General features: G+C 44.1%; 14 protein-coding genes. 3 read left to right on the top strand and 11 right to left on the bottom strand.

Annotated elements, in window-relative coordinates:
• Positions 1 to 101: 101 nt before the first annotated feature.
• Positions 102 to 470 (bottom strand): DUF2294 domain-containing protein, encoded by a 369-nt coding sequence (locus NST16_RS04585; protein ID WP_010335088.1) that lies wholly within the window; start codon positions 468 to 470, stop codon positions 102 to 104.
• Between the two features lie 317 nt (positions 471 to 787).
• On the opposite strand from NST16_RS04585, the gene fdhF reads away from it, so the two are divergent.
• Both fdhF and NST16_RS04575 read left to right on the top strand, forming a co-directional pair.
• Positions 788 to 3,730 carry a formate dehydrogenase subunit alpha gene (gene fdhF / locus NST16_RS04580; protein ID WP_340884316.1) on the top strand — a complete coding sequence of 981 codons (2,943 nt, stop codon included), beginning with the start codon at positions 788 to 790 and terminating at the stop codon, positions 3,728 to 3,730.
• A 19-nt stretch (positions 3,731 to 3,749) separates the two neighbouring features.
• The gene (locus NST16_RS04575; protein ID WP_010335090.1) at positions 3,750 to 4,232 is read left to right on the top strand and encodes a DUF1641 domain-containing protein; all 483 of its coding nucleotides are present in this window, start codon (positions 3,750 to 3,752) and stop codon (positions 4,230 to 4,232) included.
• 32 nt (positions 4,233 to 4,264) lie between these two features.
• On the opposite strand, the gene NST16_RS04570 is transcribed toward NST16_RS04575, so the two are convergent.
• The 5 genes from NST16_RS04570 to NST16_RS04550 all read right to left on the bottom strand — a co-directional run bounded on the left by NST16_RS04570 (position 4,265) and on the right by NST16_RS04550 (position 8,064).
• Positions 4,265 to 4,495 (bottom strand): YrhC family protein, encoded by a 231-nt coding sequence (locus NST16_RS04570; protein ID WP_010335091.1) that lies wholly within the window; start codon positions 4,493 to 4,495, stop codon positions 4,265 to 4,267.
• An 84-nt stretch (positions 4,496 to 4,579) separates the two neighbouring features.
• Positions 4,580 to 5,719, bottom strand: coding sequence for a bifunctional cystathionine gamma-lyase/homocysteine desulfhydrase (locus tag NST16_RS04565; protein ID WP_340884311.1), 1,140 nt, complete (start codon positions 5,717 to 5,719; stop codon positions 4,580 to 4,582).
• 1 nt (position 5,720) lies between these two features.
• The gene (locus NST16_RS04560; protein ID WP_168748331.1) at positions 5,721 to 6,644 is read right to left on the bottom strand and encodes an O-acetylserine dependent cystathionine beta-synthase; all 924 of its coding nucleotides are present in this window, start codon (positions 6,642 to 6,644) and stop codon (positions 5,721 to 5,723) included.
• Positions 6,645 to 6,706: 62 nt separating this feature from the next.
• Positions 6,707 to 7,402 carry a 5'-methylthioadenosine/S-adenosylhomocysteine nucleosidase gene (mtnN, locus tag NST16_RS04555; RefSeq protein WP_168748332.1) on the bottom strand — a complete coding sequence of 232 codons (696 nt, stop codon included), beginning with the start codon at positions 7,400 to 7,402 and terminating at the stop codon, positions 6,707 to 6,709.
• A 20-nt stretch (positions 7,403 to 7,422) separates the two neighbouring features.
• The gene (locus NST16_RS04550) at positions 7,423 to 8,064 is read right to left on the bottom strand and encodes a class I SAM-dependent methyltransferase (protein ID WP_340884308.1); all 642 of its coding nucleotides are present in this window, start codon (positions 8,062 to 8,064) and stop codon (positions 7,423 to 7,425) included.
• 192 nt (positions 8,065 to 8,256) lie between these two features.
• Between NST16_RS04550 and NST16_RS04545 the strand changes: the two genes are divergently transcribed.
• Complete coding sequence (locus tag NST16_RS04545) at positions 8,257 to 8,460, top strand: YrzA family protein (protein WP_010335096.1); 204 nt, start codon at positions 8,257 to 8,259, stop codon at positions 8,458 to 8,460.
• Positions 8,461 to 8,494: 34 nt separating this feature from the next.
• On the opposite strand, the gene NST16_RS04540 is transcribed toward NST16_RS04545, so the two are convergent.
• The 5 genes from NST16_RS04540 to NST16_RS04520 all read right to left on the bottom strand — a co-directional run bounded on the left by NST16_RS04540 (position 8,495) and on the right by NST16_RS04520 (position 13,704).
• Complete coding sequence (locus NST16_RS04540) at positions 8,495 to 9,199, bottom strand: YrrS family protein (RefSeq protein WP_340884305.1); 705 nt, start codon at positions 9,197 to 9,199, stop codon at positions 8,495 to 8,497.
• Positions 9,200 to 9,263: 64 nt separating this feature from the next.
• Positions 9,264 to 11,018, bottom strand: a complete 1,755-nt coding sequence (locus tag NST16_RS04535) for a peptidoglycan D,D-transpeptidase FtsI family protein (RefSeq protein ID WP_340884301.1) — start codon at positions 11,016 to 11,018, stop codon at positions 9,264 to 9,266.
• Between the two features lie 53 nt (positions 11,019 to 11,071).
• Positions 11,072 to 11,545 carry a transcription elongation factor GreA gene (greA, locus tag NST16_RS04530; RefSeq protein ID WP_010335099.1) on the bottom strand — a complete coding sequence of 158 codons (474 nt, stop codon included), beginning with the start codon at positions 11,543 to 11,545 and terminating at the stop codon, positions 11,072 to 11,074.
• A gap of 248 nt (positions 11,546 to 11,793) precedes the next feature.
• A complete protein-coding gene (udk, locus tag NST16_RS04525; RefSeq protein ID WP_010335100.1) occupies positions 11,794 to 12,429 on the bottom strand; it encodes a uridine kinase in 636 nt (211 codons plus the stop codon).
• Positions 12,430 to 12,435: 6 nt separating this feature from the next.
• Positions 12,436 to 13,704, bottom strand: a complete 1,269-nt coding sequence (locus tag NST16_RS04520; protein WP_326191020.1) for a peptidase U32 family protein — start codon at positions 13,702 to 13,704, stop codon at positions 12,436 to 12,438.
• Positions 13,705 to 13,721: the final 17 nt, after the last annotated feature.

The raw sequence follows: 13,721 nt of genomic DNA, 5'->3' as shown, positions 1-13,721 counted from the left end.
ATATATACAGTTCGTGCATATATTCCATTGCTTTTGTCCTTCTATAACTGCAGTAAATACATCATAACAAATGTGACAATTTTGTGTCAACGGCAAATATGCTAGTTATAAAGGACTTCTTTTTGGTCATCAATTTTTCGATCAAAGACAAATACAGATACGGCGATATTTTCTTCAATTTTGATGTCAGAAAACAAATGAACAAGCTTAGCCCCGATCAGTTCCTCCATTCCTTCCGGCGTTTTTTTAGAGTAAAGGTCTTGAATCAGGCTTGTCCGGGCCGCATGCACCATCTCTCTTCCCTCAGGCGTGCGGGCGATAAACTGCTCGCTCGCGCTTAAATTGCCGTAGAGCGTTGACACAGCCATATTATCTACAAATACCGTGTGAATCCGTTCAGGTCCTTTTCCGAACAATTCTTTGCGAAGTTTTCGAATAATATCATTGAACTCATGAATTTTCTTTGACATGTTCATTACCCCTTCCGATTTTGCCTTCATAAAAGGCCGTTCCCGGTTCCCCTCAGGACATTTCACTTGGTTAAAATTTTCCTGTCATATTGTATTATAATAAATATCACTTTATAATAAAAGCAGTGTTGATGGATTTGTAATAGGATCTTGTTATGAGTCTATCGGTTTATAAAAATCAAGGATTGGTCTGTTAGTAAGACTTGCTAGTGAACTATTCCGCCATGTGTGTTTACACCTTCTGTGAATGAAAGACAGGTGTATCTATACATGGCTTTTTTTGACTTCTTGATAGAAAGATGGAGGGGAATATGAATATGATGGACGATAAGTCGATCAGTGTCCGCGTTGACGGAACAGAAATTCAAGCACGAGCAGGGGCCACAATTTTAGATATTTTAAATGAAAATGGGATTGAGTATCCGCAAATCTGCCATGTCCCAGAGGTTGACCCGATTCAAACATGCGATACATGCATTGTAGAGGCAGACGGCAAGCTGGTTCGTTCATGCTCTACGGTCGCTGAAAACGGAATGTCAATTGATCTTTCGGGAAATCGTGTGAAAGAGGCGCAAACCGAAGCAATGGACCGGCTGCTTGAAAACCATTTGCTGTATTGTACGGTATGCGATAATAACAATGGGAACTGCACGCTGCATAATACAGCGGAAATGATGGGGATCGAGCATCAAAAATACCCTTATACGCCAAAAGAAGATCCGTCTTGTGCGGTTGATATGTCTCACCCGTTTTACCGCTATGATCCAAACCAATGCATCGCCTGCGGCCAGTGTGTTGAGGTGTGTCAGAACCTTCAAGTCAATGAAACGCTCTCTATCGACTGGGAACGCGATCGTCCGCGGGTTATTTGGGATGAAGGAGTTCCCATCAATGAATCATCTTGTGTCAGCTGCGGCCAATGTGTCACGGTTTGTCCGTGTAATGCACTGATGGAAAAATCAATGCTTGGCCAGGCTGGCTTTATGACAGGTATCAAACAGGATGTCATGGAACCAATGATTGACCTTGTCAAAAATGTTGAACCGGGGTACGGCAGCATTTTCGCTATTTCTGAAGTTGAAGCGGCTATGCGTGAAACAAGAACGAAAAAAACGAAAACGGTATGTACATTCTGCGGCGTCGGCTGCTCCTTTGAAGTATGGACAAAAGGACGGGATATCTTAAAGGTCCAGCCTGTTTCCGACGCTCCGGTTAACGCGATTTCTACATGTGTCAAAGGAAAATTCGGCTGGGATTTCGTCAATTCTGAAGAACGGATTACAAAGCCTTTAATTCGTAAAAACGGGGCTTTTGTTGAATCTTCTTGGGAAGAAGCCCTCGATTTAGTCGCAAGCAGATTAGGTGCAATAAAAGAGACATACGGCAAAGGCTCTGTCGGATTCATTTCTTCTTCTAAAATTACGAATGAAGAAAACTATGTCATCCAAAAATTAGCGCGTCAGGTATTTGAAACAAATAACGTCGATAACTGCTCTCGCTACTGTCAGTCTCCTGCAACAGACGGGTTGTTCCGTACTGTCGGTATGGGCGGTGACGCAGGCACGATTAAAGACATTGCCAAGGCCGGTCTCGTCATCATTGTCGGCGCCAATCCGGCTGAAGGACATCCGGTGCTTGCTACACGAGTAAAACGTGCACACAAACTTCACGGACAAAAATTGATCGTTGCCGACCTGCGGAAAAATGAGATGGCTGAGCGGTCTGATCTGTTCATTAGCCCTAAACAAGGTACAGACCAAGTATGGCTGATGGCCGTTACAAAATATATGATCGACCAAGGCTGGCATGATCAAGCGTTTATTGATGAGAACGTGAACTACTTTGAAGACTATAAAGAAACACTTAAAACCTATACCCTTGATTATGCAGAACGCATCACAGGCCTCTCAAAAGAGTACATCATTCAAATTGCCGAGATGATTCGTGATGCTGACGGCACTTGTGTTCTTTGGGGAATGGGTGTTACTCAAAATACAGGCGGCTCCGATACGTCAGCAGCGATTTCGAACTTGCTTCTGGCAACAGGCAACTACCGCCGTCCGGGTGCCGGCGCTTATCCTCTGCGCGGCCACAATAATGTTCAAGGCGCTTGCGACATGGGAACATTGCCAGGCTGGCTTCCGGGATATCAGCATATTACGGATGACGAAGCACGTGCCAAATTTGAGAAGGCTTATGGTGTGGCGATTGACGGAAAACCAGGTTTAGACAATATCCAAATGCTTCATTCCATTGAAGAAGGTAAGATGAAGGCCATGTACCTTGTTGGGGAAGATATGGCACTGGTCGATTCGAATGCGAACCATGTGCATGATATTTTATCAAGCCTTGATTTCTTCGTGGTTCAGGATATTTTCCTGTCGAGAACGGCGCAATATGCCGATGTCGTCTTGCCTGCCGCTCCATCTCTTGAGAAGGATGGAACGTTTACCAATACAGAGCGCCGTGTGCAGCGATTGTATCAAGCACTTCCGACACTTGGAGACGCGAAACCGGACTGGTGGATTATTCAAGAAGTGGCAAACCGCTTAGGAGCCGGCTGGAACTACAGCCATCCAAGCGACATTTTCTCTGAAATGGCCAGCCTTTCTCCTCTGTTTGGAAAAGCCAGCTATGAGGTGCTTGAAGGCTGGAACAGCTTCCTATGGGGCAGCTTCACAGGTGAAAGCACGCCGCTTCTGTATGAAGACGGATTTAATTTCCCAGACAAAAAAGCCCGTTTTGCACTGTCTGATTGGACTGAACCTGCCGCTTTCCCTGAAGAATATGATCTTCACATCAATAACGGCCGGATGCTTGAGCATTTCCATGAAGGAAATATGACAAATAAATCGAAAGGCATTCAATCCAAAGTGCCGAATGTATTCATCGAAGTATCGCCGGAGCTTGCACAGGAGCGCGGCATTTGTGACGGTTCACTGGTTCGCCTTGTTTCTCCGTTCGGAGCTGTTAAATTAAATGCGCTCATTACTGACCGTGTGCGAAAAAATGAACTCTACCTGCCGATGAACTCGACAGACAAGGATTCAGCGATTAACTTCCTGACTGGGCCTGCGGCAGATAAACGCACGAACACGCCTGCTTACAAACAGACGAAGGTTCGCATGGAGGTGCTTGGAGGCTGTGAAAGCGCACCGCTTCCTAAAACAAACCCGCGCAACAAGAAACGGAATCCGCAAAACGGCGTCGAGGCAGAAAGAAAATGGAACCGTCCTGGTTATGTCCATTTGACTGATTAATTGAAAGGGGGAAACGAAAATGGCCACTCCGATTACAACGATCAAAAAAGAAACAAAAACAGCGGAGCAAATCAAGCTTGAGAAAATTGAGGAGCTGAAGGAGCTGCTGACGGAAAACGAGGATGCCGTCTCGAAAACGATGACGTTAATGAGTGAACTTAATGAGCTTGGCATCTTTGATGCAGCGGCAAGCATGCTGAGGGCGAAAGAAGACATCGCCAAAATCGCGCTTGGCCAGGTATCTCGCGAGCCGGTCACAAACCTCATCAACACGATGATGGCGGCTGGAGGCGCTTTGACAAAGGCTGATCCTGCGTTTACAGGCAAGCTATTAGAAAGCGTGATGGCGGGAACCGAACAGGCGCAAAGCTTTTTAAAAGAAGACAAGAAGGTCGGCATTCTCGATCTCTTAAAAGCGATGAACGATCCCGATATCAACAGAGCAGTCGGCTTCGGACTTCAGTTTTTAAAAGGCATGGGAAAAGAGCTGCGGGAAGAATAACAAAAAACAGCCATCAGTTGATGGCTGTTTTTTTACTCGTCGGCTTCTTCCAAGCGCTTCTTATATACGAGTGAACGGTCGGCGCAAAAGAAAGCGCCGGCTAAAAACACGCAATCCGTCATAAACATAACCGATTTCTGGCCTAACGTTAAGCCCTGATCAGGAAGAACCGCGCCTATATATAAAAAAGTGCTGACTGCAAGCAAGGTAAAAGCGAAATGCTTGTAGTCTTCTTTTAATGATTTCATTCTATTCTTCTTCATAAAAGAATCACCTGCCAGATTCATAGTATACGACTATTATAATATAATCTGGCAGCTTACAGAGAAAGTAAATCTATCCATTTGCTATAAAATGTTAAGAGCCTGCTCGATATCTTCCAGCAAATCCTCTCCATCTTCTATTCCCACAGAGATTCTGATCAAGCCGTCCGTAATGCCGAGTTCAAGCCGGCGCTCTCTCGGAATAGAGGCATGTGTCATCCTAGCCGGAACAGAAATTAAGCTTTCTACAGCGCCTAGGCTTTCCGCAATTGTAAACAGCTTAAGTTTGCCTAAAAAGGCATCCACTCGCTCTTCACTGCCAATATCAAAGGAGATCATGCCTCCAAAGCCTGATCCTTGAGATGTCGCAAGCTCATGCCCCGGATGGTTTGGAGAACCAGGGTAATATAACGTTTGAACAGCAGGATGTTGCTCAAGAAAGCTTGCAATTTTCCGGGCGTTTTGATCAATTGCTTCCATTCTGAGCCCCAGTGTTTTGATTCCTCTCATTAACAGCCAAGAATCCTGAGGGCCAAGCACGCCGCCTGTTGAATTTTGCACAAAATGCAGCTCTTCTCCTAGCTCTTTCGAAGCTGTAATAACTAAACCGCCGACAACATCACTGTGTCCACCGAGGTATTTAGTCGCACTGTGAAGCACGATATCAGCGCCTAAAGTAAGCGGCTGCTGAAAATACGGGGTGTTAAAGGTGTTGTCTACGATTAGAAGAACACCCGCTTTTTTCGCAATACCTGCCATCAGTGATAAATCGGTGATTTTGAGAAGCGGATTTGTCGGTGTCTCAATATAAATGGCCTTTGTGTTGGGACGAATCGCTTTTTCCACTTCTTCTCTGCTGCTTGTATCCACAAAAGTTGATTCAATGCCGAGACGGTTAAGCACCTTTGTCATTACACGATATGTGCCGCCGTACACGTCATCAGTCAATACAACATGGTCTCCGCTGTTAAACAGCATCATAACAGCTGTGATTGCAGCCATTCCAGAGCTGAACGCATAGCCTGCTTCCCCGGCTTCGAGCTCTGTCACAAGCGTTTCCAGCGCAGTTCTTGTCGGGTTGGCCGTTCTTGAATATTCATAGCCGGTATGCTGGCCTGCTTTCGGCTGCTTGTACGTGCTCACTTGATATATCGGTACGGAAACAGCTCCTGTTTTCTCATCACCTGTAATCCCGCCATGTACCATCATTGTTTTTTTCTTCATATCAGATGCCTCCTTCGTATATATGTTTGCTGATATACCGATCACTGCTGTCTGGGAATACTGTGACAATATTTGTTCCGGCAGACGATTTTTTCGCTTCCTCCAATGCCGCATAAAGCGCTGCACCTGAAGAGCTTCCAATCAGCAGGCCTTCTTTTTCAGCCGCTTCTTTTACAAGCCTAAAGGCATTCTTATCTGTTACCGTATATATTGCATCAAAATGGCTTTCATCCATATAGTCAGGAATAAACTCCATGCCGATCCCTTCTGTTTTATGAGCATGAGGCTCTCCGCCGTTTAATATGGAGCCTTCCGGTTCGACAATCACTGTTTTGACTGCGGGATGTTTTTCTTTTAAGAAGGATGCTGTTCCCGCGAATGTGCCTCCTGATCCTGCACCTGCGACAAACGTATGAATATTGCCGTCAAGCGCTTTCCATATTTCAGGACCAAGCGTCTTATAGTAAGTCGATGGATTTACTTGGTTTTTAAATTGCAAAACACAATAGGAATTTTCAATTTCTGTCTCCAGCTGTATCGCTTTTTGAATTGCTCCCTGCATTCCGTCTTTACGCGGCGTATGGACGATTGACGCTCCCAGCGCCTGCATAATCTGCTGCTTTTCTTTGCTGAAATGTTCTGGGACACAGAAAATGGCCTTTAAGCCATGTTTTCTGGCGTTAAGGGCAAGTCCGATACCTGTATTGCCGGCCGTTGCCTCTATAATAACTCCCCCAGGCTTTACTTTGCCTGATTCTAGGGCGTCACGGATCAGCATGTCTCCCAGTCTGTCTTTTATGCTGCCGCCAGGGTTCATCATTTCCAGCTTGGCATATACAGCCACTCCTTCAGGAATATCAAAATTCTTCAAGCGGAGAAGCGGTGTATTCCCAATCAGCTCAGTAATGTCCGTAATAACTGTCATATATGTCCTCCTCCTTGATAGAGGTTGTTTTAGAGAAAACGGAGGAGAACACTCCCCCCGTTTTAATGAATTCGTTTGATCACTTTTAACACAAGCTCTGTTGAGTTAACAGCGGCCTGCTCTAAAAATTGGTCAAATGAAACATGTGATTCTTTTCCTGCGATATCAGATAATGCTCTGATCACAACAAATGGCGTTTGAAACTGGTGGCACACTTGAGCGACTGCCGCTGCCTCCATTTCAACCGCATACAGATCAGAAAATCTCGCACGGACCTCTTCGACCCGCTTCGGATCATTCATAAAGGAATCGCCTGTTGCGATTGTTCCCTTTGCAACTTGAATGCCATCAAGCTCAGAAATCGCTTCTTCAGTAATGCTGATCAGCTTTTCATCTGCGGCGTAAGCAGCCGGAAGGCCTGGCACCTGTCCGTATTCATAGTCAAAGGCCGTTACATCTACATCATGATGGCGAACGTCAGTAGAAATGACGACGTCTCCCACATTCAGTGTATGATGAAATCCGCCAGCTGAGCCTGTGTTAATCACATAATCAGGCTTGTAGCGATCAAGCAGAAGTGTCGTGCTGATCGCAGCATTCACTTTTCCGATTCCTGATTTTAATAAAATGACTTCAGTTCCTTCATATTGGCCTGTTGTAAATTCACAGTGCGCGATCGTTTCTGTTTTGGCATTTTCCAGTTTGTTTCTTAGGATGGTTACTTCCTCTTCCATTGCTCCGATGACTGCTAGTTTCATCTATACACATTCCCTTCACTTTACCGTTTGATCGCCTCCATTATCCACACGAAATCGTTTTGCTGAATGAATTGGACTGCAAAACCTTCAGCTGTAAACATCTCTTTCATCGTTTCCAATGTGGGATAATGCTCCGTCTTTAAATCATTCGCCAGCTGATAAAAGCCCTTAGAACGTGCTTTATCAATAGCTTGATTATATGCTTCGTCATGTTCAAAGACAGTATCGGCAAACACTATTTTATCATGCATGTGAAGGTATTTGCCATATTGCTTTATTGCAGCTCGTTTTTCTTCGTCAGTTAAATGATGAAAAGCATATGAACTGACAATCGTGTCAGCCTGAAATGGCGGTTCAGGGAATGTCAGGAAGTCTCCGTCGACAATTTCTGCCCTGCCGCGGAGCTTGTCAGATGCTAACTTGCGCATCGCCGGAGATGGCTCGACACCAAATACAGATTTTTCCGCTTCAAGCAGTTTCGCTGTCAAGTTGCCGGTCCCTGGTCCAAATTCTAACACACGCATTCCTGACCGGCTGACAATGGCATCCAAAATGTCATCATAGCCTCTGAACGCCTCTTTATATTGAATATCTAAACCTTGAACTGTTTGATCGTAAGTTGCGGCCCAATCCTCAAAGAGAGGGATAAATTCACGCCCCATAGTTGTCACACTCCATATTTTATAATTCCTATAAGTATACTATGAATTAATGATGGAACAGTTCCTATCTTACCACATCTTTTTGAAAGTAGGTACTAAAACACTTTGTGTTTTTTATCCAGTCATATATTGCGTGTATAGCATAAAAAGGCTTATACTTCATATGACTTGTAAAGGCGGAGGGGTCAAAAGATGAATTTTCAATTGGAACTGATTAAAGACAAAGTAGAATTTTTCGAAGCGGCATCCCTGCAGGAGCTTGAAAAGAAAATCAACACACAAATTGAAAACAATAAAGCAATCATGCTGCGTGTGAAATCTGTCTCGCATCAAACTGCTGTAGCAGACGGAAAATTTTTTTACAGCGCCGTTGTTCATTTCGCAGCTGAGGTGTAAAACAAAAGCAGCCGAAAGATTCGGCTGCTTTTGTTTATTTTAATTTTTCTACTTTCGTGGGCTTCCAGCCTTTTCCGTCAACCCATGTAATCGTTACCTGGTATTTCTCTCCGCTCGTTTTATCTAAAATCTTACCTTTGGCATCCTGAGGGCTGCCGTTATTTCCGAGCCAGAGTACGGTCATGTTATCTGTTGAAACACCAGTTGCATATGATATGGCTTTCAGCATTTCGGCCCAGTCTTGTGAGCTTGAATCATAAGTGGCGGCATGCTCACCCTTTTGCTCAGTTCCGACTGCTTTCCAGTCAGGATTTTCATATGTCTTTTCCACATCACTTGATGAGCCGCCTTCTGTGACTTTTGCGTCTTTAAGCGGGTCATCTGAATCTGAGCTTGAGTCTGAATCAGAGTCATCACTTTTAGTAGAATCATCTTTTTTGGAATCTGAATCAGAGTCAGAAGATTTCTCAGAATCCTTTTCGCTTTTGTCAGATGTATCTTTCTTACTGTCTTTTATATCCTCATCCGATTTCTTTTCCGTCTTTCCTGAAGCCGGAGATTTCTGTTTTTGCGCCGTTTCAGAATCCTTGCTGACATCTTTGCTAGAAGGACTGTTAATGAACAGATTGGCTGCTACTACAACAATTAGAATAGATACGATTGCGATTAAGATGTTAAGCACTAAATTAGCTTTCCTGCGCTTATCACGGTTTTCATAACGAGATTGATTATTGCTCAATAATTCTGCACTCCTTTATCCCTCTTGGCTCAGCATATATTTTATCATGTGCTGAGAAGTTGTTCTATTTCTGATTGATTTCAATTTCGTGTACTTTTTTAACAATATCATAAAACACCGAATTTGTCAGAGCCTTATCCCCCGGCGTATCCATGTGTAAAACGACAAGCGCGTATTTCGGCTTATCCGCGGGAAAATACCCGGCAAACCATTTTTCATAAAGCGTTTCTTTTTCTTTAGAAAGCTTGCCTGTCTGGGCGGTGCCTGACTTCCCTGCTACAGTATACGAAAGATCCTGAAACCTTCTGCCCGTTCCGGCAGGAGATTCCACCACCCGCCGCAGCATTTTTTGAAGCTGCTGCGCCGTATATTTGTCTATCGTTTCTCCTTTGAGCTTCTGATCTTTAAACTTCACAAGCGTTGTACCATTTTTGTATTCAATCTGCTCTGCGATTTTGATCTGCCGCTTTTCTCCGCCGCGGGCGATTGTCGCCATCATATTAGCTACCTCGAGCGGCGTTACCTTTACATTTTTCTGCCCGATCGCTGTTTGCGCAATTGCTTTTTTGACTGATTTGTCTTTTTCATCCCCCCAAATCACACCGCTTTTTTCATTATAGAATTGGCGGAAATCTGACTCGTGGTACAGTTTTCCTTCCCAGCCTGCCCGATCTGTAAGGGACAGCTTTTCTGACATGTCTTCAATGACGGAATGGTCTTTCTTCATTAATTGTTCGGCAAGACTTGTAAACGTGTAATTGCAGCTTTGTGCGAAACTTTCTTCAAAGGACAGGGTTCCTTTGTCGTCTCCCGGTTCGCCGTACAGGTTTAAATTACAATTAAAGGTTTGACTCGGCTTTACCGCGTTATGCTCAATCGCAGCTGCCGCTATCACAGTTTTAAAAACGGAGCCGGGATAGATTGGCGTCAGCATGTAATTTTGAAGCGTGTTTTGCCTGGACACATCGGCATCCGGTTTGCTTACGATGCCCAATACACTGCTCTTTTCGATGTCCAGCAGCACCGCTCCTCCTTTTTTCAGCCCCTGATCATCTAGTATGCCTTCTATCGCTTTTTGAATGCTGTGATCAATTGTTGTTTTGACTTGCAGCGGATAAAATGAGTTGGCCTCAGCTGTATATTTGACGTCCATGCCGAACAAAGGGTTTCCTTTTCCGTCCACATGATACAAAAGCTTCGTGTCCTGTTCCGGAAGCAAAAACTCATCAAATGTCCGCTCTAAACCAGTTGTGCCGATTTTCGTTTTAATCGGCAGGTTTTCCTTATCAGGATACTTACTGCGGAGAAGCGCCGGATCTTGATTGGTTGTGCCTATCGTATGCGAGGCAAGACTGGGCTTGTCTTCATTCTCCATATATACGCCGTAAATGCCAGGATATTTCAAAGAATTGATTTTTGTAATAGATTCCTTCGAAAGTGTTTTGATTTTCTTTTGATGTAAAATGACTGGTTTTTTCGATTTGGCAAGAGTCTGATGCAAATCATCTTCAGACATGCCGAGAATCTCTGCGACTTTTTTAATCGGCCAGTCCTGTGTTAACAGAAAAGGGAACAAGACAACCGCAGGCTCGCTTGTGCCAGTCAGTGCCTGGCCGTTTCGATCTAAAAACGATCCTCTGCCATCAGAAATGAGCACTTCCTCCGTTCGCTGATTGACACTTTCCTGTATTAAATTAATTTTCTTTTTAGAAAATGATTCTGTGAAAAAAAGCTGAATTTCCGCCAGCCTCAGCAGAAGCAGAAAAAACACGATTAAAAAAGCCAGAACAGCCAGCTTCATTCGTTTCGATATCTTCATAAAAAAACACCTCACCCACATTGTGGACGAGGTGTTTCTTTGTTAAACGGATATTATGAAATTTTCACAATTTTCACGAGCATTTCTCCGCCCGGTGTCTGAACTGTGACTTCATCATCTACTTTTTTGCCAAGCAGGCTTTTAGCAATCGGCGAATCGTTTGATATTTTCCCTTCAAACGGATCAGCTTCTGCGCTTCCGACGATTGTATAAGATTCTTCATCGCCATCAGGCAGTTCGACGAAAGTGACGGTTTTCCCTAAACCGACAACGTTAGAGCCGCCGTCATCTTCAATGATTTTCGCATTGCGGATCATATTCTCAAGAGTCGTTACACGGCCCTCTACGAATGCCTGCTCTTCTTTCGCTGAGTCGTATTCAGAGTTTTCGGAAAGATCCCCGAAACTTCTCGCGATTTTGATGCGCTCTACTACTTCTTTTCGTTTAACCGTTTTCAAATATTCTAATTCTTGTTCAAGTTTTTGCTTTCCTTCTACAGTCATAGGAAAAACTTTCTCTTGTGCCATGTCCCTTCACTCCTTCTGGTTGTCCCTCAACATCTTCGATTATGTATGAGAGCATAAACTAAAAATACAAGAATGAGAACACAGGGCAGTCCTCGTTCTTCTCTCCCATATTGGTACTGTTTATCTTAAACTGAATCTTGTGGTTCTGCAAATATTTCGCGTTTATAAACAGGGAAAGAAGGGAATTTTACATCCCCTTCCTGCCTATACATAATATGGTCAGAGTTATTTATGTCTATGCTATGGTATTACAAAATCGCGTTTTGTTCAAGAATGGTTTGAATTTTTGTGACCATCAGATCAATTGCAACGTGATTTTGTCCGCCTTCCGGGATAATAATATCAGCGTACCGCTTTGTCGGCTCAACGAATTGATTGTGCATCGGGCGGACAACAGACACATATTGTTCAATGACAGAATCAATAGAGCGCCCGCGCTCATTAATATCTCTCATAATCCGTCTGATGATGCGCAAGTCAGCGTCTGTGTCTACATAAAGCTTGATATCCATCAGGTCGCGCAGCCTTTTATCTTCAAGAACAAGAATGCCTTCAAGAATAATCACGTCTTTCGGCTCTACGTGAACCGTTTCTTCCGACCGTGTGTGGAGCTTATAATCGTAAATCGGCTTTTCAATCGGACGGTAATTCAATAGATCTTGAATATGCTCGATTAAATAGTCATTATCAAACGCAAGCGGATGATCATAGTTTGTATTCAGCCTTTCTTCAAATGGAAGGTGGCTTTGGTCTTTATAATAGAGGTCTTGCTGGATCATTAAAATCGAGTGTCCTTTGAATTGTTCATAAATTGAACGTGTGACACTCGTTTTTCCTGAACCGGAACCTCCTGCGATTCCAATGACTACTGGACTCTTACCCATGGGTGATTACTTCCCCTTTCTCATCATGTTGCTCGGATAAATCTTTTTGTCTAATTTGAATTTGACAATTTGCAGGGGATGGCGGGCAGCGTCTAGCTCATTTCCGTCTTCGTCCCAAATGGTATCAATTGTATGTGTAAAGTTTTCGATTTCCGGACCAAAAAATTCCACTTCGTCACCTTTTTTGAAGAAATTGCGCTGCTGAAGAGTGACCATTTGTGTATCCTCATCATAATTCAGCACTAAGCCGACAAAATCAAATGTTGTTTTTTTGCCGTGCTCGCCGAACATTTGCTCTTCATAGCCTGGCGTTCCTTCGAAGAAGGCTGTCGCAGTGTCACGGTTGGCGCATTTATCAAGCTCTTCCAGCCATTCTTTTTGAATCACAAAGTTATCGGGATCAGCGCAATAAGCGTCAATTACTTTACGATATACGCTGACAACTGTCGCTACGTAGTGAATGGATTTCATCCGTCCTTCAATCTTTAAGCTGTCGATGCCCATTTCAATCATTTTCGGAATCGACTCAATCAGCTTCAAGTCTTTCGGACTCATTGCAAACGGAGCATCTTCTTCACTGTATAAAGCAACGGCATTGGCCCCGTCGGTTTGATATAAATCATAATCCCAGCGGCATGACTGACAGCAGCCTCCGCGGTTGGAATCGCGGGCTGTCATGTGATTGCTCAGGACACAGCGGCCGGAGTATGCAATACACATCGCACCGTGGATAAAGGATTCAATTTCGATATCTACTTTTTCTTTCATTTCTCTGATTTCGAGCGCGCTTGTCTCACGGGCCAGCACCACACGGTCAAGCCCTTCTTCCTTCCAGAACTGAACAGCCTTCCAGTTGGAGAGAGATTGCTGCGTGCTCAAATGAACCTCAACGTGAGGCGCTACTCTGCGGCAGGTTTCGATAATAAGCGGATCGGCCACAATGATGCCGGCAACGTTGGCGTCGCCGAGAGCTTTTAAATATTCTTCAAGCCCATCAATATTCTCGTTATGAGCAAAAATATTTGTTGTGACGTAAATTTTCGCGCCGTATTTTTTCGCAAATTCCACGCCCTCTGCGATTTCTTCAATCGTAAAGTTATCCGCATTCGAACGAAGCCCGTATTCCTGCCCTCCGATAAAGACGGCGTCCGCTCCGTAATGTACAGCAATTTTCAGTTTTTCAAGATTCCCCGCAGGCGCGAGAAGCTCTGGCTTTTTCGTAATCACACGCTTACCATCAACTATTTTAGAAATCTTATCATTTACGGCAGTCATAGCGTAACCTCCTTTTC

Origin of the sequence: Bacillus sp. FSL K6-1005 (assembly GCF_038000225.1) — a bacterium.
Classification (GTDB): Bacteria; Bacillota; Bacilli; order Bacillales; family Bacillaceae; genus Bacillus; species Bacillus mojavensis.
This window is presented reverse-complemented; position numbering and strand designations above follow the sequence as displayed.

Bases quoted from the DNA above. Each gene is read 5' to 3' on its own strand.
- NST16_RS04585 (WP_010335088.1), bottom strand. From the start codon at position 470: ATGTCAAAGAAAATTCATGAGTTCAATGATATTATTCGAAAACTTCGC.
- fdhF (WP_340884316.1), top strand. From the start codon at position 788: ATGATGGACGATAAGTCGATCAGTGTCCGCGTTGACGGAACAGAAATT.
- NST16_RS04575 (WP_010335090.1), top strand. From the start codon at position 3,750: ATGGCCACTCCGATTACAACGATCAAAAAAGAAACAAAAACAGCGGAG.
- NST16_RS04570 (WP_010335091.1), bottom strand. From the start codon at position 4,495: ATGAAGAAGAATAGAATGAAATCATTAAAAGAAGACTACAAGCATTTC.
- NST16_RS04565 (WP_340884311.1), bottom strand. From the start codon at position 5,719: ATGAAGAAAAAAACAATGATGGTACATGGCGGGATTACAGGTGATGAG.
- NST16_RS04560 (WP_168748331.1), bottom strand. From the start codon at position 6,644: ATGACAGTTATTACGGACATTACTGAGCTGATTGGGAATACACCGCTT.
- mtnN (WP_168748332.1), bottom strand. From the start codon at position 7,402: ATGAAACTAGCAGTCATCGGAGCAATGGAAGAGGAAGTAACCATCCTA.
- NST16_RS04550 (WP_340884308.1), bottom strand. From the start codon at position 8,064: ATGGGGCGTGAATTTATCCCTCTCTTTGAGGATTGGGCCGCAACTTAC.
- NST16_RS04545 (WP_010335096.1), top strand. From the start codon at position 8,257: ATGAATTTTCAATTGGAACTGATTAAAGACAAAGTAGAATTTTTCGAA.
- NST16_RS04535 (WP_340884301.1), bottom strand. From the start codon at position 11,018: ATGAAGATATCGAAACGAATGAAGCTGGCTGTTCTGGCTTTTTTAATC.
- greA (WP_010335099.1), bottom strand. From the start codon at position 11,545: ATGGCACAAGAGAAAGTTTTTCCTATGACTGTAGAAGGAAAGCAAAAA.
- udk (WP_010335100.1), bottom strand. From the start codon at position 12,429: ATGGGTAAGAGTCCAGTAGTCATTGGAATCGCAGGAGGTTCCGGTTCA.
- NST16_RS04520 (WP_326191020.1), bottom strand. From the start codon at position 13,704: ATGACTGCCGTAAATGATAAGATTTCTAAAATAGTTGATGGTAAGCGT.